Source organism: Neobacillus novalis NBRC 102450, assembly GCF_001591805.1.
In the GTDB taxonomy this organism is placed as follows: Bacteria; Bacillota; Bacilli; order Bacillales; family Cytobacillaceae; genus Neobacillus; species Neobacillus novalis.
Genome location: NZ_BCVP01000019.1, coordinates 1 through 23,592, shown reverse-complemented (window position 1 = coordinate 23,592; position 23,592 = coordinate 1). Strand labels below are relative to the sequence as shown.

Sequence of the window (23,592 nt, the reverse complement as noted above, 5' to 3'; positions counted from 1 at the left end):
ATGCTTTCAGCGTAGCTCCGTACTTTTCCAAAAAAAAATGCCCCAAAAAAACCTAGGGCAAAGGGTGTGGCATTACCATTTTGGCTCAATAATAATTTCCCTTTTGAGTAATTCAATATCTACGGTTTGAATGGCACATATACTTAATAAATCAATTTCTATACAATTAGTTGTTTTCTTTAATATTATGACATCACAAGGTGAATGTGGAGGATCGCCATGTATATCTAGAGGATGAAGTAATGAAATCGTTGCATGGCATCCTTCTTTTTCAATCGACTCGATTCGAAAATAATTCGATGTAAAGGACTCTGCCTTTCCGTTTTTATGATTGATCACCTCACCACTATGTGAAAATAATCCATCTTTGGTCATTAAGATGAAAGGAATGGTATCTACTCCTACTAATTTAGCAAGCAATTTTCCAGAGTATTTGGTCGAGGATTCGGTTAAAAAGTCTTGTAATGATTTCAATTCAAAAAGCGCTTCACATATACCGTGTTTACAACTCTTCTCATTACTCAATTTCACTGACAGCTCCCTGTATCTGTCCTTTTTAATATGATATTTATCGTTCAAGGAGAGTGTGCGAATTGTAAAGAAATTCACGCTTGGACAATTCACCCATTTATTTATCGCTTAAAATGGTTCCAAATAAAACTTTATTTCCTGTGCAGCGGCTATTGCGATGGATTTTGCTATTTCTGGAGATTCCGAGGCTGCAATGACGCATGCATAGCGATTGCCCATAGAGTAGGGGACGATTAAAATATTTCCTTCCTTAGGCTTGATATGAACGTATTTTACACCTTTATGCCTCAAAGCTTGATCCACACCCGTTACTTTGAGAAGTTTACCTTGAGAGCTAATCGTTAAATATATGGCGTAAACATGTTGTTTTCGTGTTTCAATTAATAAAGGTTGCTCACCAAGAGCCATTCTTACTATTTCTTTAATGAGGTTAATTCCTGTTCCTTCCTCAATGATTTGGTTCATCGCTCCACCAGACATTCTTGGATTGATCTCTACTAGTTTCCAATTTCCTTGTACATTTCTCATCTCTAAATGACACGAGCCATTTGAAAGTCCTATTTGATCAACAATACTTGTGATTGAATCAACGAGGTTCTTATAGTCTTCACTGTTTAACATTGCCGGATATTGATAACCAGTCACGATAAATCTTTCGTTATTAGTGATTTCCTGCTCAATGACTCCGACAACTGTCATTTCATTGCTGTGTACAATGATCTCAATTAGAAACTGAGGTCCTGCTAAATATTCTTCTACTAATACCCAGCGTCCTGGGTACCTTTTTTGTAAAAATGTTATTCCTGCCTTAAACTTCTCTGTTGTATCAACTAATAATACATTCTTTGAGCCATTTGAAGCTGGCGGTTTCAATATCAATGGTAAAAATGATTTGTACTTCTGTACAAACTGGTCAACAGGTATATCATGATTAAAGACTACATAAAAAGGGGAACTGGAAAGGCCCCTTAATTTTTCTCTGAACCTTATTTTATTTTCCATCATATAAAGTGAGTCTGCCGACAGCTTTACCAATCCTAGATGTTCAGATAGCTTTGCGGCATAAGAAACATATGGGTCAATAAAACTAATACATGCACATATTTGTTTTCCGTCTTTCTTTATATTGGTCAGTTCGTCTATAACCTTTGTTTCATCTAAAATGTCCTTGAAAAAGATACAAAGATCCACATCAGGAAATTTCTGTTTATTTATCTTCCTCTTGTTTGTTAACAAAACAATGAAGTATCCCATTTCTTTCGCTATCGTTAGCGCTTCTTTACTAGTGCCGAAGTTGTTACATCCCAAAAAAACAATTGCCTTCATTTGTTCAACCATCCTGCCTAAATAAGGTCATTGATAACATATGATTATTTTCCACCAATGTTGCTTGATTAAAAGCATCGCTTTCCACAAACGTAAGGATGTTTTTAATAGATCTATGGGCGAAAAAGAGCATCAATATGGATGATGCTCTTTTTCTTAATGCCCTAATGATTAGCAATTCCCCAATAATGGAATCCTAAATTCTCTATCTTCCTTTTATCCAACATATTACGACCATCAAAAAGGATCGGTTGATTCATAAGCTGCTTTATTCTTACCCAGTCAAGATTCTTATACTCATCCCAGTCAGTGCCGATAACAAGCGCATCTGCGCCGGCAACAGTTTCCTCTACTTTTTGAAATTGCACGATAGACGGCCCTGCAGCTATTTTTACTACTGGATCATGCACCCTCACCTGCACCTGTTCTGCTAACAGACGGTCAATTAAATGAAGACTCGGCGATTCCCTTGTATCGTCTGTGTTCGCTTTAAACGATAAGCCGAGGACAGCAATCTTCTTATTCAGCAAATTCCCGCCAAGTGTTTGCTTTATTTTTTCAATAAAAAAAATGGTCTGTTCCTCGTTGACTTGGACAACGCTTTCTAAGATGGATAGCGGCTGACCACTTTCCTTTGCTATTTGGATCAATGCGTTGACGTCTTTTGGAAAACAGGAGCCGCCGTATCCCATACCTGCTCGGAGGAACTGCGGTCCAATCCGAGTATCAAGCCCAATTCCCGTTGAAACATCATTGATATTTATGCTTAACCCGTCACACAATCTAGCTAACTCGTTAATAAAAGAAATTTTCATTGCTAGGAAGGAATTGGCGGCATACTTGATCATTTCGGAGGCATTAGGATTGGTTTCGACGATTGGACAGTGGAAGCCTCTATACATTTCTCTAATAATGGCTCTTGCTGTTTCACTCGTTGAGCCGATGACAATCCGGTCAGGATTGAGGGCATCCTGAAGAGCGGAGCCCTCGCGTAGAAACTCCGGGTTGGAAACGACATCGAATGGGACTTGCTCTTCTTGACCTTCCTTGATCCATTTCGTTACCAATTCTGCCGTACCTACTGGCACCGTGCTTTTCGTGACGATAATTTTATATTTGTTCATATATTTGCCGATCGAATGGGCGACATTTTTAACATAAGTGAGGTCTGCACTTCCATCCGCTCCCTGGGGTGTGCCGACACAAATGAAGATAATATCATTCTCTTTAACAGCCTTTTTTGTCTTTTTTGTAAATTCAATATGTTGGGCAGTAACATGCTTGCTGAGCAGCTCGTCGAGGCCAGGCTCGTAGAAATGTAGTTTGCCAGCTTGTAAAGCTTTAATTTTGTTTTCGTCTAGGTCTAGCCCTGTAACTTGGTGACCCATTTCGCAAAAAACAAGGCCCGTCGTCGTACCCACGTAGCCTGTGCCAACGATCAAAATTCTCACTTTAAATTATTCCTCCTTCATTACACTCCAAAAATAAGTACTTAGCTTTAAACGGATTTCTTCATCCAATGTCGTGGCTTGTATTAATTTATTCATAAAAGTATCTTGTGGAAGGTTGTCCACATTAGAAAGGGCGGTTAATGGGAAGTTTTTCAGAAGTCTGGTTTTTGAGGAAAGGGAAGATTATTTATGACTGGATAAGGGGAAAATCTTGCTCTGCGGGTATAATTATTGTTTTTTGTGACCGAGAACGGGGAAAAAATCGTTCTACCGGCACTATTATTGGTTTTTGTGACCGAGAAAGGGATAATATGAGGCCGGCAGGAAAAATAAAAAGGCACCTATTAAAAGGTACCTTTTGCACCGCTAGATCCAGCCTTTTTTCCCGGCAATGCTGGCGGCTTCGGTTCTATTTTTAGCATCTAGCTTGTGGATAATTTCAGAGATATAGTTACGGACGGTGCCGGATGAAAGGTAGAGCTCCGAAGTGATTTCCTTGGTTGTTTTCCCTAAGGCTGCTAATCTCAAAATCTCTTGTTCTTTCGGCGTCAGCGGATTTTCCTCGCGGATGACCTCAAAGGTTAACTCGGGGCTGAATACCCGTTTTCCTGCCATCACCTTGCGAATCGCATCAGCGAGCTCATCGATCTCGCCATCCTTCAGTAAGTACCCGTGGACACCGATTTTTACGGCGCGTTCAAAGTATCCCGGCCGAGCAAACGTAGTTAAGATAATGACCTTGCTGGGAGCTCGGCGGCGCGCGAGTTCCTCTGCTACCTCGAGCCCGTTCAAAACAGGCATTTCAATATCCATCAAGCAGACATCGGGCTCGAGCGCAAGAATCGATGCAAGCGCCTCTTCTCCGTTCATCGCTTGGCCGATGACCTTCATGTCTGCCTCTAAATCTAGGAGGGAGCCAAGCGCCCCTAATAACATTCGTTGGTCCTCCGCAATAAACAAGCGAATCATACCGCGGCACCCCCAGCTTTTTTAATAATCGGCACATTCATTTCTAACACAGCACCATTCTGATTTTTAAGACCAAGTCCCCCGTCTACGAGCGCCAGTCTCTCTTCCATCCCCCGCAAACCATTCCCAAAAGGCTTAGCTTTAGTAACGCCCATCCCATCATCGCGAACAACTATGTTCATTTTATCGGATAAAAGCTTGATTGAAATCGAGCAGTGTGCGGCGCGGCTATGCTTGACGACATTCGTTGCAGCCTCGCGTAGACACATGCCAACAATATTCTGGGCAAACGGTGAAATCCTCGAAAAATCAATATCACCATCGTACTGATAGGTAATTCTCGCTGCCCGTAAAATTTGCTGAACCTGAAGGAGTTCTTCGGCAATGGTTGCCGCACGCATGTCTGTCACGAGTTCGCGCACCTGCTTAAGTGCGGCGCGGGAAGTCACTTCCATCTCCTTTGCTTCAAGGCGGGCTCGTTCCGGGTCAATCGCAGTCAATCGTTGGACAAGCTGACTTTTTAACGTCAATAGCGACAAGGTATGGCCGAGCGTGTCATGGAGGTCGCGAGCAATCCGTACCCGCTCTTCGCGCTTCACCAATTCCTCAATTTGCTTATTCGCCTGATCAAGTTCCTTTTCCAGTTCCATCCGCCGGTTCAACGAGCGAATTCCAAATGGTGAGATTAGCATAATGATGAGAAACGGAACATAATAAAGAAGTTCGGACGGCGTGAAAAAGGTCTTTGTCTTCCAAATATAAAAAATGAATGGAAAAATTTGCACAAACGTCAGGCTGAGAAAGCCGCGTTTGAATACCTTTTGATCATTATACCAGCCGATGAAATTCGCCGGAAAAAAGCCTAAAAACATGTAGTTTAAGTGATACAACATGCTAAAGATAAACACGATTGTTAGTTGAACCGCTAACCAGTAAGTGAATTTTCTTTTTCCCATTGAAAAATAAAGTTGGCGATACGTTACCAAAAATAGCAGCACCATCCCATAGCCAATCATCTGCTTCGCTCCTGTTTCCTTCAAAAGGGAAAAGACAGGGTACCCGATATATACGAGAAAGATATAGGGAAAGAAGCCAAATTGGCTTGGGAAAATGCTAAACGACTTTTTCAACCTGATCACACCGCTTCTTGTTTTCGTCTAATATACTTCGATAGTAGCATAAACAAGGCTAAATAGGCGATTAAAATCAGAATATTTCTCCAATCCGGCATGTTGCCGCGGATAATCTCCCAGGCCCCATTGCCAAAATTGTACGACGGCAGCCATTTTCCAATTGATTGCATGACTTTTGGCATAATCTCAAGCGGCATCCACAAGCCGCCTGCTATTGCAAGCACCATGTAAATTACATTGCTGACGCCTGCGGCTGTTTCTACTTTTTTCATAGATCCGACTAAGGTGCCGATGGCGAGGAATGGCAGTGAGCCGAGTAAAATCCATAAACCGCTCAAGGTCCATTCTAATGCGGTGAGCGATACCCCGTTGATGAGGGCGCCGGCGATAAAAATGATAATGATGGAAAGCAGATGAATCACACTTTGGCCAATCATTTGTGCTGCAAAATAGACCGTATCGGACAGCGGCGTGATGCGGATGAACGTCGACCAGCCTTGGGAGCGTTCCTGAACCATGCGGATTCCGAGCGTCATCATCGACGAGCCCATCACACTGAACACCGTCATCGACATCAGATAATGTGCCTGCCACTCCGCCTTATCCGGCGCATTCGTGTTCACCACATTGGTGAAAATATAATAGAAAAGAATCGGCATCACAAGCGACCAAAAGACAAAATAGCGATTCCTTAGTATCCGGATAATTTCGTATTTACACTGCATTTGAAATATTTTCATTTATATAGCCTCCTTCGCGCCGCTAGTCAGCTGTTCGAATGCTTCCTCTAGCTTGCCGCGTTCAATTTGGATGTCCCGTGCACCGATTTTTTCTTGAAAAAGCAGCTCCAATACTCGGTCGGTATTTGAGGATTGGATGTAAACCCGGTTGTTTTTTCTGTAGATATCATCAATTTCACTGTGGAGAAACAGTTTTTCAAGCGGCAATTCCGGGTCGACGATAAAGGAAACGGACTGCTTCGAAATTCTTGCCTTGATTTGTGAAGGCGTTCCGTCAGCAACGATGGCACCGTCTTTAAACAATAAGATTCTGCCTGCGGCATCATCTGCTTCCTGCAGATAATGGGTGGAGAAAATAATCGTTTTTCCCTGTTCGGCGAGATGATGGATTGTTTCCCAAAAGCGGTTCCTTGATGTGATGTCCATACCGACGGTTGGTTCATCAAAGATGATCAGCTCTGGATTTCCAGCGAGTGCAAGGGCAAAGCTGAGCCTGCGCTTTTGTCCGCCTGATAATTTTTCCGCCATGGTTTTCATATCCTGCTCGGTTAGTCCTGTAAGTTCGATGAGTTGTTGGATGGGGAGCGGTTTTGGGTAGTAGCTTCTAATTAACTCAAGGATTTCGCGCACCTTCAAGCCGGGCATGACGCTAACTTCCTGGAGCATCGTGCCGATTTTTTCACGGACTTGTTTTTCATGCGGCTGATGGTCAAATAGTTGGACCTCGCCTGCCGTTGGTTTGAGCAGTCCTAAGATCATTGAAATGGTAGTTGTTTTCCCGGCCCCATTCGGCCCAAGAATCGCCACGACTTCTCCTTTTCCAATCGTGAAAGATACATCATTAACCGCTGTTTTATGTTGAAATGACTTTGTCACGTTTGTTAAGCTTACAATTTTGTTCATTTTCTTGAACACCTCCTGATTACTTGATTTCATTGTAAGCTCTGGAGGTGGGGATTTTTAGTAAGCAATGTCATCAAAATGAGGTGACAAAAGTCATATTTCAGGTGAATGCTGCTGGGGGACTTGATTGAATTATTTCCGCCAAACCGAGGGAGTTTCTCGCCAAACTGATGATTTATCTCGCCAAATTCATTTTACGGCCAGTATTTCAGGTTAATTTTTCAAAAAAAGAGACCTCCTATTTAGAAGGCCTCTCATAGCTGCGATTAATATAGTAAATACTTCTCTCGGACGTCCATGAATTTCTTCAGTCCTGGCTCCCATTCTTTTTTCATTTGTTCGATGGATTTGCCAGCTTCGATTCCGGCACGGATTGAGCCGTTGCCGACAAGATTATCGAAGAAGGAGATGCCATTGCTACCCGGGGCCCGAAATTGGAATTTGTCCGGATACATATCATGGATCGTTTTGACAATTGTTAGGCCTGTTTCAAATGGCTTGTATGCATTCCGGTTTGTGACATGGATTTGCACGCCATGGCTTAACTGGTTCACGAACTTCGATGTTGACGGGATAACCGACGCTGGGCGGAAGGTAACTCCCGGTAAATGGTAAGAATTCAATTTTGCTGCTAAGTCATCGCTATTGATAAACGGAGCGGCAATTAATTCAAATGGTCTTGTTGTACCGCGGCCCTCAGAAACGTTGGTTCCTTCAATCAAGCAGGCACCCGGATAAACTAATGCCGTATCTAATGTTGGCATGTTTGGTGACGGCATGACGAATTGTAAATCAGCGTCATCGTAATACATGCTTCGTTTCCAGCCTTGCATTTTGACAACCGTTAAATCGGCGCCAATCTTGAACTCCTTATTGAATAGCTTTGCTAATTCTCCGACTGTCATCCCGTGTCGGACAGGAATCGGATATTCACCGACAAATGAAGAATATTTATCTTCTAAAATCGGTCCTTCCACCTTTGCACCGCTGATTGGGTTCGGACGGTCGAGCACGATAATAGGAATATTATTTTCTTTCGCTGCTTCCATCGCTAATGCCATCGTGTAAATATACGTGTAGAAACGCGCCCCTACGTCTTGAATATCAAATAACAATACATCTACATTACTTAACATTTCAGGTGTTGGCTTTTTTGTAGCTCCATAAAGGCTGTATACCGGAACGCCTGTTTTTTCATCAATATACGATTCAACATACGAGCCGGCTGGAGCACTGCCGCGGACACCATGCTCTGGTCCATATAATGCCGTCAGCTTGACATTTGGGTTTTTATACAGCAAATCTACGATACTAGTAAGCTCCTGATCGACCCCAGTCGGATTGGTAATTAAACCAACTCGCTTGCCTTTAATTAAATCGAGGCGATCCTTTAATAACACCTCAACCCCTAAACGGAACTTGCCATTATTATTTCCTTGGTCATTATCATTCTTGGCAACTGCCGCCGATACCGTGGAAAGGACCAGCAACAGCACAAGAATCCCCGTAAGCCATTTCTTTTTCATTGTACTCCTCCTCGTAGTTCGGGTGTTATTTTTTCCAGGATATGTCTAATTAGACAAAACCATTGGAAAAATAGACAAAACACTCTTAAAAATAGACAAACAACCTTTAAAAATCGATATAGCTCTCTTAGAAATCGACAAAAGCCCGAGAAAAATCGACAAAACTTTAATTTCAAAAAAACAAACCCCAATTTTGAAAAATCAATACCCCAACCCGTGGTCAAATCCGTATAATACGCTGCCATCCTGGTTATAAATCGTAACCGGAAGCTTGGCAGTAGGTTTATTTACACCGAAAATAGTGTTTACCGCTGCCTCAAAGCTTACGTCCTTCGTTCCGTACTGTGTCAGATACGCATCTACCTTAGGATAGGCCATAATATCATACGGATTTCGAATACCTATGCCAATAACCGCCGCATTCGTTTCATCAATCATTTGATTGGCCAGCATCATTAAACTGGCAGAAGGCAATCTTCCGCTCACTGTAGAAGTATTCGTTCCAACAATGATATATTTTGCTGCTTTCGCGGCAGCCAAATTGGCTCCTGTAAGCGGCACTGCCGTATTAATCATGGTTACATTTTTGTAGTGTTTTTGAACCTCAGCTAAAAGGGTAGGAGCGCTCGAGCCCACGACCACTATCTTATCGTCTGCAGCCGCCTTTAGCGGAAGAACGCCGCTATTTTTCACAAGTGTAATCGATTTAGCCGCTGCTTCTTTTTCAATCTGTAAATGTTCCGCTGATCTCCAAGCTTTTTCAGCAATAGAAACCTTTTCATCAAGGCTCTTTTCTACTTCAGCCTTGACGATGCCTCGATTTAATTTCAGCGTTAAAATTCGCTCAACGGACTGGTCAATTCTACCTACAGAAATATCCCCTGATTTCACTGCATCGTAAAGACCATTAGCAACGGGTTCAAGTCCTACAGGCATTAAGACAATATCCGTTCCCGCTTTCACAGCACGAATCGCTGCATCAACCGGGCCGAAATGGTCGGCGATAGCCTGCATGTTCATCGCATCCGTCACAATAACACCCTTAAAGCCCATATCTTCGCGCATTAGACCGGTTAAAACCTTATGGGAAAGTGTTCCAGGTACAGCAATTTCGGTACCATCCTTTTTCGATATGGCTTTTGTATTATCGATTTTCGGGAAGGTTACGTGTGCCGACATTACCGCATCAATTCCAGCATCCATTGCTTGCTGGAATGGGTATAATTCCACCTTTTTCAAACGGTCGATGTCATGCGGCACTTCCGGCAATCCTAAATGGGAATCAGTCGCCGTATCGCCATGCCCCGGAAAATGCTTTGCCGTAGCAGCGGTTCCCGTTTCATGAAGTCCTTTAATATAGGCATTGCCCAGTTTTGCCACGAGGTCTGGGTTTTCGCCAAACGAACGAACGCCAATGACCGGATTATCAGGATTATTGTTCGTATCGAGAACAGGTCCAAAGTTCATATTAATCCCAACGGCATTTAGTTCTTCACCAATTGCCTTGCCAACTTTTTCAGCCAATTCTTCAGACCGTGATGCTCCAAGTGCCATGCTCCCAGGAAAATCGGTTCCGGATTGCAAACGTGTAACGATACCGCCTTCTTGGTCAATCGAAATCAACAGCCCATTTTTCTCGGCTGCATCCTGATAAGCGCTGACAAGCTTCGTGGTTTGCGCTGCCGTTACTGTGTTTTCCCGGAACAGAATGACACCGCCAAGATGATATTTTTTGACAAGCTGGACAATTTCATCATTCATTACCGTCACATTCTGACCCTTCCATGTACGGAAGTCCGGCATCAGCATTTGCCCGACCTTTTCTTCGATCGTCATCTGCTTAATCGCCTTGCCGATTAAGTCATAGCGTGATCCCTTTTCTTTTCCCACAAGGATCTCCCCTTGATTACCTTTGAATTGAATCGAAATTCGGTCATTGTACTTGCCGTCGCTGACAGAGATAAATGTTTTCCCGTTGTGTCCCGATAAGGTAACCTTGCCATCTTTGACAGAGGCGACATTTTTATTAGAAGACTTCCAGGTTAGGTTCTCCGAAGCCAACATAAAACGGCCATCATCATAAACATGCAGGGCATTCAAATCAATTTGCTTGTCTTTCACTTCTCTCGTCACTTGCGGAACGTTAAGGTCAATCACTATGTCTTTGATTGCTGAAGCCGCCGTTGCCCTCGAATGCGGAATTCCCGTTAACAAAAGGGCAAATCCCAAACATGAAATGATAAACGTTTTGAAAAATTTACGCATGGTTTCTCCTCCTCTATTTTTTGTAGTCTCTTAACTACCTTTCGTTCGTGCTAAAATTCAACGGTTCATTCGCCCGCTTCATTTGTTAAAATTAGTAATTCCTTAACTCCCATTCATTGCTGTTAAACTTCAGTGCCGATGAATCGAGTTTCGGATTCAGCACATACCAGCCGCGGCCATTTGTGGCCGTATCCGTTTTGTACATAAAACGCAATTTTTCCGCGTCTTTCGGGATCGATACTTCTTTGTTCTCCCAGCCATTGCTGGTTCCCGTGAGCTCTGTTACCTTTTTCCAAGCGCCGTTAACGAAAATTTCCACGTTACCAAAATCCCAGCCGAACTCGGTCATATACCAAGTACTAAACGTCAGTTTGGCGTCTTTTTTCAGATGAAGATCTGCCTCCATGACACGATTCAGCTGATCTCCATAGCCTGCAAACCAAGCGGAATCCTTACCTGGAATGGAAACAGGAATTGCGTCCGCTACCTGCCTGGCAAATAATCGCCGAGTTTGATTTGTCGAGACGGTATTTCTGCTTGGATGAACACGGTTGGTCAGCAGAATCGCGATTGTTTTATTGTTTGGACTGACGACAATCGATGTTCCCGTATATCCAGTATGTCCAAAGGAATAGGTTCCTTCGGATAGGGCATCCATATACCAGCCTTGTCCAAGCTCCCAGCCCAGTCCGTGGTCATTATCAGGAAATTTCTCATTTTGATTTTCGAGCAATAGCTTAATTGTTTCTGGCTTCAGAATCCTTTTTCCACCATACTTTCCATCATTGAGAAAAATATGCGCGAGCTTAGCAAGATCTTCCGCGGTTGAGAATACACCAGCATGACCGGCGACGCCATCAAGCGACCAGGCATTCTCATCGTGAACCTCGCCCCAAACAAGACCGCGGTTTGGCGTCGCTTGGAATTCTGTGGCCGCTATCCGGTTTTTCAATTTGGCTGGCGGATTGTACATTGTGTCCTTCATTCCTAATGGCCCCGTGATCTGCTCTTTTACAAATACATCCTGACGCTGGCCGGATAACCGCTCTACTAACGCCCCTAAAGTAATCATGTTTAAATCGCTATATTCGTAGGCAGTTCCGGGCGGATTTTTTAATGGCTGCCGGAAAACTAACTGCAATCTCTCGTCACGCGAATTCCCTTGCGAATAGAGCGGAATCCAGGAGACGAAGCCGGATGTGTGTGTCAGCAGCTGGCGGATGGTGACGTTTTCTTTGCCGTTAGCAGCAAATTCCGGGATGTACTTGGCAACCGGGTCATCGAGCGCAAATAATCCTTTTTCATATAAAACCATTACCGCTGTGGCAGTGAAGATTTTACTAATCGATGCGAGGTCGAAAATCGTGTCCTCTTGCATCGAGATTGGCTTTTCCATTTCGGTAAACTTGCCATCGGTGTACTGCGCTGAATTTCCGTATGCGGTGTGCTTTACGATTTTTCCACCCCTCGCCACAAATGCTACTGCACCGGGCATGACTTTTTCCGAAATGGCTTGATTGATAATCTGGTCGATTTGCTGAAGCGGTGCCGTCATCATGCCTGCCCCTTTCGCCGAGCTGGGATGAAGAACGCCTGAAACTGGGATGCCGGTTGAATTCCAGGTGAAAACTGGGTGAGGTTTCTCAGATGCGGTAGAACTTTTCTTTTCTTGTTTTTCAATCGTTGGAACAATGGCTGCATCACTACTGGCAAAAGCAGTTGCCGTTCCGAAGAAAACAGTACAGACAGTTGAGATAATAATGGTTTTACTTTTCATAAATCCTCCTTTGGCTGAACAATTAATTGTAAGCGGAATTGCTATGTATTATGACTGATACCGCTTACAGCTTATAGTTAAAGGATATACGGATTAATGTATAGTCGTCTATACCACATAATACCTATACCTGGCCAATTCCCTTCTTTTATTAGGTATTTAGTTGTATGTCAATTGGATTATTTTTAGAAGATTAGAAATTTAAAATGGGAAGTCTCCCTTTATGCCCGTGCAAAATGACTAATTTATAAAGTATCCACAGATTTCGGGACTTTACCCACAGATTTTTACTAGTTATCAACGTTTCTTTAGCGTTACCCACAGGGTTATCAACAAAGTCTTATAGATTCCCCATCTTTTGATTTAACCAGATAAAAAATATCCACAAACTCTCCGGTTTTATTTTGAAAAACTGCCCACAAATTGCATCAGTTTATCCACATTTAGTAATAAAAAACACCCAGAAATTAATCCTGGGTAGCGGGAAGATCTTGTTTTTGAGCGGAGGATGGATTGGTTTTTTCAACAATTTCCTTTAACTCACCTTCATCCCCTTTAGCGTTGATAAACTCTAAAATCTGATTTAAACCTTCGCTAGTTTTGTCACCACTATTGTGCAATGGAAAGCCTCCTTTTTACTATTAAAATGCCCCGTTTACAGGCGAACTATTTTACATAAACAAGGTGTTAATATTACTTTGCTCACTAGTTCACAAAATGTTCACTAACCCCCTTATACCTAGTGACCCAAATCACTAGGGCATTTATTACACGAAGTAAAATGAAAGCGTAGCCAAAAATAAAAGGGGTTTTATGGAGGAGATATTAATGGGTAAGATAGCGAAGTTTGCAGCAATTATGGTCACTTCTGTCATGGTGTTAAGTGCTTGTGCGAAAACTAATCTTTCAATGGTAAAGGATGTTAAAGCCGAAACCAATTCTAGCGCAGCTTCCAAAGTAATCGAACCCCATGAACATCTGAATCAAAAACCAATTCCGATAAAGATCAATCGCCTTGGCGAGCATGAGGTAAATGTCGAAATGACTGCCCAAATCACCGATATTGAAATTTCAAAAGGGGAAATGTATAAAGCCTGGACTTTTAACGGTGAGGCTCCTGGACCAGTAATTGTTGTCAATCAAGGGGATAAGATATATTTCACCATGAAAAATATGGATCCATCCATTCCGCATAGCATGGATATGCATGCCGTTCATACTGCACCATCTAAAAACTTTTCCAATGTGATGCCGGACCAAACCGGTTCATTCAGCTATCCAGCTGATAATCCAGGCGTGTTCATGTACCACTGCGGAACGAAACCGGTTCTAGCGCATATCGCTAACGGGATGCACGGTACGATTATCGTCAAGCCAAAGGACGGCTATCCAACCGATTCTGATGTCGACCGTGAATTTGTTATCGTTCAAAATGAATGGTACAAATACAACGATATGGACGATATGACGAATGGCGTACCTAAATATGTTGTTTTTTCAACGAAGGCGTTAAAAGATGGCGATATGAATACAAATGGAACAGTTGGCGCATTAGTTGACCACCCGCTGCTTGCTAAAGTCGGCGACAAAGTGAGATTTTACGTGATGAACGTGGGTCCGAATGAAGTCAGCAGCTTCCACGTCGTCGGTACCCTGTTCGATGATGTCTACCTTGACGGAAATCCGGCAAACCATCTAGAAGGAATGCAGACCGTCATGCTGCCAGCTAGCGGCGGCGCCGTCGTTGAATTTACGGTTACTGAGGAAGACAGCTACCCAATTGTTACCCATCAATTCAATCACGCAACAAAAGGGGCAGTCGGAGCGTTGAAAGTCACGAAGGACGGCCACGATGATGGCAGCACTGTCATGTCACACTGATCATCATTAATTCATAATAAAAAGCCTAGGGAGTCCTAGGCTTTTTTCATTTTCTTTTAAAGTTACCTTAGATCAACGAACCTAGTTCAACAGCCTTACTATTATGGTAGGTTGATTTAATCTTTAGCCTCGCTTTTAAATCCTCACACAGGCAATCTTGCTGCAGCAGCTCAATGTGGCGGTGCTGGAATATATGATAAAAATACCGGCCCTTAATAAACATTTTCAACACATGAAAACCTCCTCAGTTAGTGGTTAACATAAATCGCAGGAGTTGGTCGTGTTCGGTAACTGGCAAGCATCGTCGTTAAACATTAGCCCCTCTAGTTTTGCGTCACCATTTTTCAATGGCTTTGCCGTTTCGTACGATTTATGTGTCTATTAATAGAATAAGCAAGTGAAATATATAAATAAAGGGTCTTTAGGCCTATTGGGTGTAAATATTTGGACGTTTTGACTATAAAAAAAGAGGGTAACATTTTGCTAACCCCCAACGTCTTAAATGTGTGGCTTTATTTAGTTAGCATGTTTTAAAGCTTTTAATAGTGTCCATGCTATTTAGTGAAGTTAATTTTTTAAAAAGGAAGTTTAACATGACAAAATTTAGATTTATCATTCTATGTCTGATCATGTTTTCGGCTGCTTTAGCGGGCTGCGTTGAGAAGAATCATTTTGAAAATAATAGAAAAACGGTAGATCAGCCACCTGTACCTGCTAACAAGCCATCACCTGATACAATGAAAAGCGTCATACACCTCCAAAACGGGACAAGAATCCAAGTCGTATCCAATCCTGAAACAATCCCAGTGCTGGTTAACAAGCGGAATAAGCTGCCTGATCATTACAAGCCGACGGATTTGATTTATCCTGACATCCCTTTCACCTTTAAAGAAAAAATCGAAAAGAGAAAATTGCGGGCAGCTGCCGCAGCCGCCATCGAAAAACTATTTGCTGGCGCCAACCAGGATGGTGTGAAATTACTCGGTGTTTCGGCCTATAGATCCCACGAGGTCCAAGCCAGTTTGTTTAATCACTATGTTAAATCAGATGGGTATGAAGCAGCCAAAACGTACAGTGCTGTCCCCGGTACTAGCGAGCATGAAACAGGCCTTGCCATCGATGTGACCGGCGGGGATGGAAAATGCGCCGCAGAGGAATGCTTTGAGGGAACAGGGGAGGCGGTCTGGCTTCAGAACCATGCAGCCGAATACGGCTTTATCATCCGCTATCCAAAAGGCAAAGACGCCATCACCGGCTACCAATACGAACCATGGCACCTCCGCTACGTCGGCAGGAAAATCGCCGCCGAAATCATGCAGAGCGGCATCACCCTCGAGGAATACAACAACACCACACCGGTTAATAATTAATTGGGTGTGGTGACTTTCGTTATGTGGTGTCATTATGTGGTGCCTTCGGTGTGGTGCCTTCGGTGTGGTGCCTCGGTGTGGTGCCTCGGTGTGGTGCCTGACACCCTTCGTGGACAAATGTCCTCCTGGGGTGGACACTCCAAAAGTTAACACACGTACAAAACTCACAAAAAAAGGGTCCACGCTGCATTTTGCTTGCAGCGTGGACCCTTTTTGTTATTTCCCTTTTATTTCTAATAGTTTTAACCGCAGGTCGTTTTCCATGTTGGCTAGTTCTTGCTCAGCCAGGCGGCGCTTATGGCGGCCTTCTTCTTGGATGCGCATCGTTTCTTCTAGTGTCGAGATTAAGCTTTCTTGCGTTTTCTTTAATGTTTCAATATCGACGAGTCCGCGCTCGTTTTCTTTTGCCGTTTCAATCGTATTCGTTTTCAGCATTTCTGCATTTTTCAACAGCAGCTCATTGGTTGTTTTGGACACCTGCTTTTGTGCCTCGACGGCATGGCGCTGGCGGATTAAGGTTAACGCAATCGCCACTTGATTTTTCCATAATGGAATTGCCGTCATGATCGACGATTGGATTTTCTCAACAAGCGCTTGATTTGTGTTTTGAATCAAGCGGATTTGCGGTGCACTTTGAATCGTGATTTCCCTGCTTAATTTCAAATCATGAAGACGCTTGTCTAAACGGTCGGCAAATTGAATCATATCGTTAACTTCTTGAAACTTCATTTGATCATTGGCTGCTTCTGCTGCCCTTTTCATTTGCGGGATCGTTTTTTCCTGCATTTCTTCAAGCTTGATTTCCCCAGCGGCAATATAGACATTCAGGGCATGGAAATACTCTTTATTCGTTTCATAAAGATGTTCAAGCAATTTGATATCGGATAAAAGAACATTTTTGCTCCGGTCCAGTTTCACGCTGATCCGGTCGATTTGTGCTCCCGTTTTTTGATATTTGGAAAGGACCTCCTGCAGTGTTCCGGAAATTTTTCCAAACATACGGGCAAATAAGGATGGCTTCCCATCCTTCAGTTCATCTGGATTCACCTCATCAAGCCGCTTCATTAAATCACTGATGATCTCCCCGATTTCTCCAACATCCTGTTTCTGCACATGCTCAAGCATCGCATGTGAGAAGGATAACAGCTTTCCTTGTGCTTGTGTGCCGTATAGAATCATCGCCTGATGGTTAGTAGGATCAATTTGTTCGGCGAGCTGATAGGCCTTTGCCCGGTTTTCCTCAGGCAGGACATCAATTAACTTAACTGGCTTGACTTCATTTGGTTGTTGGGCCGGATTTTTGCTAAGTTCAAGTTGATCCCCAAACGGGTTGGCAAGTATATCATCTAGTAAGTTGCCGGTTTTATTGGGTTGGATTGGGTTGTTTTCGCTCATTTAAGCCACCTATTCTCTTCGGGAAATTTAGAATCCTTTTTCTGCTTAAGGGTATGTTTTGCGACATCAATTTCAAAATTTAAAGTATCAACATCATCAGAGATTACATGGTATAAATCCTCTTCCAAAACTTTTGATAATTCGTTTAAGGTTCTGCGCGTTTCGATAAGGGATTGCCCGATCTCGGCGTTTTGTTTCGGCTGTGAAGATAAGAAGCTGTATTTTTCAGTGAGCTCGACGACTGAATCTAAATGTGAAAAATAAAATTCTTCTGCTTTATAAAAACGCTTCGGCTCCTTCATGGTCATCTTGTGGATTTTTTTAGTAATCCGATGTATGTCAATTCTTTGTTTTACAGAAGAAATATCACGTATCTTAAAAATGCTTTTGTTCATGCGGCTGATTTTCTGTTTCGCCTCGGCTAAATTCTTCCTAATGTAGCGGTACTCTTTTCTTGAAAGCTGGTGTTTCGTTAAAAAGCGGCTGTTCATGAATAGCGATAGGACTACATGGGTAAGGACCCCGGCAAGGATGGCATATCCAGTGGACGGGCCGAGAGTCAGCCCTACTGGGAAAAGACATACCAGCCAAGTGATGACTGTTATCGGAAAGGCCACAAACGAGCGGACAATAAATGAAAGAAAAGGGTTCATCATAAATCGACTCCTGACTATTAATCGATAGTATTTATACGAAGGAAAGCAATTAAAGGTTTCACTTCCTTGAAGGATTCCATCAAAAGAAAGTTATTTCCATTAACTACTTCCACAATACACGAAAAAAATCCTGCCTGCCATAGACCACAAACGGAAAGATATCTAAGACTTAAGACGTATTTTATTGTTAACGGGGGAGTTTAGGGTGTTTTTAATGGTGTTGTGTTGTTTATGGTGTCAGGCACCGCTCGTGGACATTTGTCCGCCTCCAGTGGACAGTGTAATAAATGAAGAGCGGGACTATGTTTAATTAGTCCCGCTCTTCGATTGATTTTATTTTTCGGATGTGGTTTGGCTGTCATGGAAAGGCCGCATATCATTGTCTATTGCTCGTAAAGTTCTATCGGAAGTCCATCAGGATCAGCGAAGAAGGTGAATTTTTTGTTCGTTAACGGGTCCACACGAATGGCCTCGACCATTATTTGCTGATCCGTTAAATAAGCTACCGCCTCATCGATGTCTTCCACTTCAAATGCCAGATGCCTTAATCCCGCTGCTTCAGGGTAGCTTGGCCTTGCTGGCGGGTCCGGGAACGAAAACAACTCAATCTGGTACTGCCCTCCTACATTCAAGTCAAGCTTATAGGAATTCCTATCCTCCCGAAAAACTTCCCGAACAGGGGTAAGTCCAAGGATCCGAACATAAAAGTCCTTTGATTTTTGATAATCGGAACAGATTATCGCAATATGATGTATTTTCGTTAACTTCATAAATGAGCTCGCCTTTTCTTAGCTGCCATAGCCCGGTAAAAAGTCTGCTGGTTTTTCCGAGTCTGTTCCAAAGTGATAAAGAATGGATTCGACAATTCGTTTGGAGGCGTGGCCGTCGCCGTATGGATTGGAAGCTTTGGCCATTTTGTCATGTGCCGCCTTGTCGGATAACAATTCATCCGCCAAACCAAAGATGGTGTCTTCATCGGTTCCGGCAAGCTTCAAAGTACCGGCCTCGATTCCCTCCGGACGTTCCGTCGTATCACGCAACACAAGCACCGGCACTCCTAACGATGGCGCCTCCTCCTGAACACCGCCTGAGTCGGTCAAAATTAAATAAGCTCTTGAAGCAAAGTTATGGAAATCAATTACATCTAACGGCTCGATGAGGTGAATCCGGTTGTTGTCCCCGAGCACACGATTGGCGATTTCTCGCACCACTGGGTTCATGTGAACAGGATAGACAACCTGAACATCTTCATGCTTTTCCACCACTCGGCGAATCGCCCGGAACATATTTTCCATTGGTTCACCTGTATTTTCCCTCCGGTGCGCCGTCATTAATAGTAAGCGGTCATTCCCAAGCTTGTCTAATACAGAATGAGAATAATTGGCTTTCACGGTTGTTTTCAAAGCATCAATCGCCGTATTTCCCGTGATAAAAATGGCCTCTTCCTTTTTATTTTCCACCAAGAGGTTTTGCTTGGATTGGCCTGTTGGCGAAAAATGAAGATCTGCCAAGACGCCCGTCAGCTGGCGATTCATTTCCTCAGGGTAGGGCGAATATTTATTATGGGTGCGGAGCCCCGCTTCGACATGCCCGATTGGAATTTGATGATAAAAGGCAGCCAGGCTTGCCACAAAGGTTGTCGACGTATCACCATGAACTAAGACGATATCGGGCTTTACTTCTGCCAACACTTGATTTAGTCCTTCTAGACAGCGCGTCGTAACATCAATCAATGATTGTCTTGCCTTCATGATATTTAAGTCGTAATCTGGTGTAATTTCGAAAATATTCAAGACCTGGTCGAGCATTTCGCGGTGCTGTGCGGTGACCGTGACAATCGATTTGATTTTATCAGGATATTTCTCTAATTCTTTGACAAGCGGAGCCATTTTAATTGCTTCCGGCCTGGTTCCGAACACTGTCATTACCTTTAATTGCTTCACTATAAAAAACCTCCAAAGAACGTTATCTGCATACAATTCATCAGCATATTTGAAAAATTATCGACCGTATGTGTTTCCCAATGCTCCGATTTAACAAGCATTTTTGAAAAACTAACAACCGTTTAAGCCCACTAACATAATAACAAATAACCAATGAAGGGAAAAGCAATAACGAGAACGAAACCTCAACTGGAGCTTTTATCATAAGAAAACAGTATTAAAATGGTCCGGCTTACCGTTATTTTCTAAAATGATTGTATCAAAATCTTTTTCATCCTTCTTGCTGATCATAAAAAAGGACTGCATTCCTAAACCTTCATCAACCACTGAATCATACGTAATCTTAAGCACATTATCCTGTATAGAAAATGATATGTTTGAATACATTACACCTTGTGAATTGAATAATACATAGCTAGTATTTCCGTCAGTATTAAACTTATATAACCCATTTTCTAAATCCCCTTCGGGAACCCCAGGATAGAGATTGTTTATTTCATCTGTATCGAATTCTACTTCTTTTATTGAAACATTCTTTTCTATTTCAGATTGAGATATGACAGTGAAGTTTGCGTGTTTTCCTGCTTTGCTGCAACCCGTAAGCACTAGTGATATCATCAAAAACATCATGAACTTTTTCATTTCAGATTGATCTCCCCTTTTTTTAAAAATCTAAATTGTGTTATCATCTTAAATCTTTTTTCTCCATTTTATCAGATTTTTCCTGCAATTAATCTATTCTAACTTTATTTACTTGTAAAATTTAGGCAAGAGGACCCAAATCAAGCCTAAACCCTGACCAAATGCTCCTTTTTTGCATAAATAATAGATAAAGGAGTGGATAAGGCATGAACATTATTCAACGACTGATTCCTGTTTCCAACACCGCCACTCGCCCGGGGCTAGCATTGGTGCCAAAATTCATTACTATTCATGAAACCGATAATACGGGTACGGGTGCGGATGCAGCGGCCCATGCTCGTTTGCAGCAGCGCGGCAATGACCGGGCAGCGTCATGGCATTTGCAAATCGATGATCACGAAATCATCCAGTCAATCCCATTTGATGAGGTCGCTTGGGCCGCCGGTGATGGCAGGAACGGCCCTGGCAATCGAACGTCGATTCATATCGAAATGTGCGTGAATGCAGACGCCAACTATGAACAGATGGTTTCCAAAACAGTCGAAGTCGTCCAATATTTAATGAGCCGGTATAGCATATCGATTGATCATATTGTTCCTCATAAGCATTGGACGGGTAAGAACTGCCCAAGAAATTTACTTCCTCGATGGGACGGTTTTATAAAACGCTGTCAGGGTCTGGGCACAAAGGATGGCTGGGTGCAAAATGATGCCCAGTGGTTCTTTTATAAAAACAGCAGTAAACAAACAGGCTGGGTGAAGGTGAAGAGTAAGTGGTATTTTCTTGATGCCAATGGTGTTATGCAAACGGGCTGGGTAAAGGATGAGAACAAGTGGTATTTTCTTGATAGCAATGGAGTCATGCAGTCCGGCTGGGTAAAGGTGAAGGATAAATGGTATTACCTGGCTAGGGACGGTGCCATGGTCACGGGCTGGGTAAAATATAAATCCAAGTGGTATTTCTTGAAGGAAAACGGGGAGATGGCAATTGGCTGGATCAAGGATAAGGACAAATGGTATTACCTTGATCCTGACGGGTCAATGGTATCAGGTAAGCAGACGATTAGCGGGAAAGCCTATACCTTTGGCAAAGATGGTGCGTTAATAGAAGAGGAAGTACCTGCTGCTGGTGGATATACCGGTGATGATTCTGGGGGAAATGGTGAAGGGGATCCACCTGCTGGTGACACTAGTGGAAAAGGTGATGGAAGTTCAACTGGTGGTGATAATACCCCTTCCGACGGCGAAAATACAAGCAATAATCAAGATGGGCCCGCTTCCTAGAAGCCGGGCCTTTTTCCTTTCCTATTTACGAAATAGAACCTTCGATCCCAACTGTCCACCCCAGGCGGACAAATGTCCACGAGCGGTGCCTGACACCCTAAATGACACCCTAAAGACCCTTGCTTAAATATTTGAAATGTACAATCTTATTTTTCTGACAATTAGGAATATATTGCATGGTGAGTTTTAAATATTCAATTTAAGAGGTGAATTTTATTTTGAAGAAGAGGGCCCTTTTTACCATTCCTATCAGTTTACTGCTTATTGCAGTGATGGCTACTTCCTTTTTTCTAATAAATATCAAGCCGGCCGCAGGAAACATATCGTCCGCACAGAGGCTGGCTGAATATACAAAGCCAGCAGTCGTCCGCATTGTCGACTATGCTGTTGTCCAATGGCAGTTTAACGACAACAACCCAAATGTCAAGGCTGTTTTTAATCAACTAAAGAATCAGTCGATTATTGGCGGCTCTGGCTCTGGTGCAATCATCAGCTCTAATGGCTATATTGTCACCAATGCCCATGTCGTCGAATTTGCAAAGATGAAAGACGAGGATATAGCGAATGAAGCCTTTAAGCAATTAGTGGCGATCATGGCCGACTATTTCAAGGAAGATTATAAAGTGGCTTATGATTATTTGGTTGCCTATACCCAATATACAGATATCAAAAAAGTCACAAAGGTCATTTTACCGGGCGGCGATATTCTAGATGGGGAGATTAAAAGCTATGGTGCCCCTATTAATGAAGGCAAAGATGTTGCAGTGGTTAAAATTGAAGGAAAGAATCTGCCTACCATACCACTTGGCGATTCAGACGACATCCAAAACCAAGACAATATTTGGGTGAGCGGATACCCGGCGGCAGGGGATTCAGACCTCTTATCACCTGATTCATCTCTCGTATCTTCGATGAACGCAGGACAAATTTCCGCTACTTCGAAAAAGACGGAACAAGGAAGCCCGGTCATTCAAATTAATGCGGCAGCCACACACGGAAATAGCGGCGGGCCGGTCATCAATGAAAAAGGACAAATCATTGGGCTATTAACCTTTAGAGGCGACACTGTTAATGGCCAAGAGGTCCAGGGCTTTAATTTCGCCGTGCCTGTCAATACCGTGAAAGAATTTGTAAACCAAGCAGGCGTAAAAAATTTCAAGAGCGATACAGATAAACTTTTTAAAGAAGGCTTGGATTTATATTGGGGCGGCTATTATAAACATGCCCTGGCAAAATTTGAAGCGGTCCAACGTATCTATCCGAATCATTCCGAAATAAAGCAGTATATTGCCAATTCCGAGAAAAAGATGAGCAGCAGCAAAATGTTATGGTCCGACTACACGACCATTTTCTACATCGTTGACGGTGTGTCCGGATTGCTGGTTATTATTTTACTAGTGTTCACCTTCGCCTTTAGGCCGAAACAGCCAGCAGTTGCGGCGGGGAACGCAAATCCGATCCCGGCGCCTGTGGCCCCTATTGTACCAGAAGCACCGGTAGCACCTGTTGCTCCTGCTGCTCCTGCTGGGCCAACAGCTTCTGTACCACCTGTTGCACATGAGGCCCCAACAGCAGCTCCGCCTGCTCCGGCAGCTCCTGTTGCTCCAGCTGTCCCACCGACGACACCTGCCGGCCCGCCTGTTTCTGAAAATACCTTATCCAATCTAACCAAAGATGGAAAAATCGATATCCAAGAAATTCTACTCGCCCTTCAAGAACATCAGGAAAAACAAAAGAAAAAAGAAAAAGGAGAAGAATAAGCGCAGTTGATAAGAAATGCGCAAGCGCCCTGGTCAGCGGC

Annotated in this window: 21 protein-coding genes and 1 riboswitch; of the genes, 4 read left to right on the top strand and 17 right to left on the bottom strand. The window is 43.1% G+C overall.

What is annotated here, in order from left to right; all coding sequences use genetic code 11:
* Nucleotides 1-72 precede the first annotated feature (72 nt).
* The 11 genes from BANVL01_RS15755 to BANVL01_RS27825 all read right to left on the bottom strand — a co-directional run bounded on the left by BANVL01_RS15755 (nucleotide 73) and on the right by BANVL01_RS27825 (nucleotide 13,241).
* A complete protein-coding gene (locus BANVL01_RS15755) occupies nucleotides 73-525 on the bottom strand; it encodes a CotY/CotZ family spore coat protein (protein WP_066096933.1) in 453 nt (150 codons plus the stop codon).
* Between the two features lie 114 nt (nucleotides 526-639).
* On the bottom strand, nucleotides 640-1,857 hold the full coding sequence (locus tag BANVL01_RS15750) for an ATP-grasp domain-containing protein (protein WP_066092053.1): 1,218 nt from the start codon (nucleotides 1,855-1,857) through the stop codon (nucleotides 640-642).
* A gap of 164 nt (nucleotides 1,858-2,021) precedes the next feature.
* Nucleotides 2,022-3,308, bottom strand: coding sequence for a UDP-glucose dehydrogenase family protein (locus BANVL01_RS15745; RefSeq protein WP_082805011.1), 1,287 nt, complete (start codon nucleotides 3,306-3,308; stop codon nucleotides 2,022-2,024).
* 366 nt (nucleotides 3,309-3,674) lie between these two features.
* On the bottom strand, nucleotides 3,675-4,277 hold the full coding sequence (locus BANVL01_RS15740; protein ID WP_066092056.1) for a response regulator transcription factor: 603 nt from the start codon (nucleotides 4,275-4,277) through the stop codon (nucleotides 3,675-3,677).
* On the bottom strand, nucleotides 4,274-5,407 hold the full coding sequence (locus tag BANVL01_RS15735) for a sensor histidine kinase (protein WP_066092059.1): 1,134 nt from the start codon (nucleotides 5,405-5,407) through the stop codon (nucleotides 4,274-4,276). Before BANVL01_RS15735 ends, BANVL01_RS15740 begins: the two co-directional genes overlap by 4 nt.
* A 5-nt stretch (nucleotides 5,408-5,412) precedes the next feature.
* Nucleotides 5,413-6,150, bottom strand: a complete 738-nt coding sequence (locus tag BANVL01_RS15730) for an ABC transporter permease (RefSeq protein ID WP_066092062.1) — start codon at nucleotides 6,148-6,150, stop codon at nucleotides 5,413-5,415.
* Entirely contained in the window at nucleotides 6,151-7,053 is a 903-nt protein-coding gene (locus BANVL01_RS15725; RefSeq protein WP_066092065.1) for an ABC transporter ATP-binding protein, read from the bottom strand. It lies immediately after the preceding gene.
* A 266-nt stretch (nucleotides 7,054-7,319) separates the two neighbouring features.
* Complete coding sequence (locus BANVL01_RS15720; RefSeq protein ID WP_066092068.1) at nucleotides 7,320-8,579, bottom strand: exo-beta-N-acetylmuramidase NamZ family protein; 1,260 nt, start codon at nucleotides 8,577-8,579, stop codon at nucleotides 7,320-7,322.
* A gap of 201 nt (nucleotides 8,580-8,780) precedes the next feature.
* Nucleotides 8,781-10,844 carry a glycoside hydrolase family 3 protein gene (locus BANVL01_RS15715; protein ID WP_066092072.1) on the bottom strand — a complete coding sequence of 688 codons (2,064 nt, stop codon included), beginning with the start codon at nucleotides 10,842-10,844 and terminating at the stop codon, nucleotides 8,781-8,783.
* Nucleotides 10,845-10,935: 91 nt separating this feature from the next.
* A complete protein-coding gene (locus tag BANVL01_RS15710; RefSeq protein WP_066092075.1) occupies nucleotides 10,936-12,621 on the bottom strand; it encodes a serine hydrolase domain-containing protein in 1,686 nt (561 codons plus the stop codon).
* Between the two features lie 467 nt (nucleotides 12,622-13,088).
* Nucleotides 13,089-13,241, bottom strand: coding sequence for a hypothetical protein (locus BANVL01_RS27825; protein ID WP_169803188.1), 153 nt, complete (start codon nucleotides 13,239-13,241; stop codon nucleotides 13,089-13,091).
* Between the two features lie 208 nt (nucleotides 13,242-13,449).
* Here BANVL01_RS27825 and BANVL01_RS15705 point away from each other — a divergent pair, with 208 nt between their 5' ends.
* Nucleotides 13,450-14,502: a multicopper oxidase domain-containing protein gene (locus BANVL01_RS15705; RefSeq protein WP_066092078.1), complete on the top strand. Its 1,053-nt coding sequence runs from the start codon at nucleotides 13,450-13,452 to the stop codon at nucleotides 14,500-14,502.
* 67 nt (nucleotides 14,503-14,569) lie between these two features.
* On the opposite strand, the gene BANVL01_RS27320 is transcribed toward BANVL01_RS15705, so the two are convergent.
* The gene (locus BANVL01_RS27320; protein WP_156482321.1) at nucleotides 14,570-14,734 is read right to left on the bottom strand and encodes a hypothetical protein; all 165 of its coding nucleotides are present in this window, start codon (nucleotides 14,732-14,734) and stop codon (nucleotides 14,570-14,572) included.
* Between the two features lie 51 nt (nucleotides 14,735-14,785).
* Nucleotides 14,786-14,870, bottom strand: a riboswitch (cyclic di-GMP riboswitch).
* Nucleotides 14,871-15,095: 225 nt separating this feature from the next.
* Between BANVL01_RS27320 and BANVL01_RS15700 the strand changes: the two genes are divergently transcribed.
* Nucleotides 15,096-15,872, top strand: a complete 777-nt coding sequence (locus BANVL01_RS15700) for a M15 family metallopeptidase (RefSeq protein ID WP_235845595.1) — start codon at nucleotides 15,096-15,098, stop codon at nucleotides 15,870-15,872.
* 216 nt (nucleotides 15,873-16,088) lie between these two features.
* On the opposite strand, the gene BANVL01_RS15695 is transcribed toward BANVL01_RS15700, so the two are convergent.
* The 5 genes from BANVL01_RS15695 to BANVL01_RS15675 form a co-directional block, all read right to left on the bottom strand.
* Nucleotides 16,089-17,267, bottom strand: a complete 1,179-nt coding sequence (locus tag BANVL01_RS15695) for a toxic anion resistance protein (protein ID WP_066092081.1) — start codon at nucleotides 17,265-17,267, stop codon at nucleotides 16,089-16,091.
* Nucleotides 17,264-17,923, bottom strand: coding sequence for a 5-bromo-4-chloroindolyl phosphate hydrolysis family protein (locus tag BANVL01_RS15690; RefSeq protein WP_342342332.1), 660 nt, complete (start codon nucleotides 17,921-17,923; stop codon nucleotides 17,264-17,266). The genes BANVL01_RS15695 and BANVL01_RS15690 overlap by 4 nt, the downstream gene beginning before the upstream one ends.
* Before the next feature lie 383 nt (nucleotides 17,924-18,306).
* On the bottom strand, nucleotides 18,307-18,693 hold the full coding sequence (gene gloA2, locus BANVL01_RS15685) for an SMU1112c/YaeR family gloxylase I-like metalloprotein (RefSeq protein WP_066092084.1): 387 nt from the start codon (nucleotides 18,691-18,693) through the stop codon (nucleotides 18,307-18,309).
* Nucleotides 18,694-18,711: 18 nt separating this feature from the next.
* The gene (wecB, locus tag BANVL01_RS15680; RefSeq protein ID WP_066096943.1) at nucleotides 18,712-19,869 is read right to left on the bottom strand and encodes a non-hydrolyzing UDP-N-acetylglucosamine 2-epimerase; all 1,158 of its coding nucleotides are present in this window, start codon (nucleotides 19,867-19,869) and stop codon (nucleotides 18,712-18,714) included.
* A gap of 198 nt (nucleotides 19,870-20,067) precedes the next feature.
* Nucleotides 20,068-20,508, bottom strand: coding sequence for a hypothetical protein (locus BANVL01_RS15675; protein ID WP_066092087.1), 441 nt, complete (start codon nucleotides 20,506-20,508; stop codon nucleotides 20,068-20,070).
* Between the two features lie 206 nt (nucleotides 20,509-20,714).
* Between BANVL01_RS15675 and BANVL01_RS15670 the strand changes: the two genes are divergently transcribed.
* Together BANVL01_RS15670 and BANVL01_RS28610 are read left to right on the top strand one after the other, a co-directional pair.
* Nucleotides 20,715-21,791 (top strand): N-acetylmuramoyl-L-alanine amidase, encoded by a 1,077-nt coding sequence (locus BANVL01_RS15670; protein ID WP_066092090.1) that lies wholly within the window; start codon nucleotides 20,715-20,717, stop codon nucleotides 21,789-21,791.
* A 218-nt stretch (nucleotides 21,792-22,009) separates the two neighbouring features.
* Nucleotides 22,010-23,551: a S1C family serine protease gene (locus BANVL01_RS28610; RefSeq protein WP_268874943.1), complete on the top strand. Its 1,542-nt coding sequence runs from the start codon at nucleotides 22,010-22,012 to the stop codon at nucleotides 23,549-23,551.
* The last annotated feature ends 41 nt before the right edge of the window (nucleotides 23,552-23,592 follow it).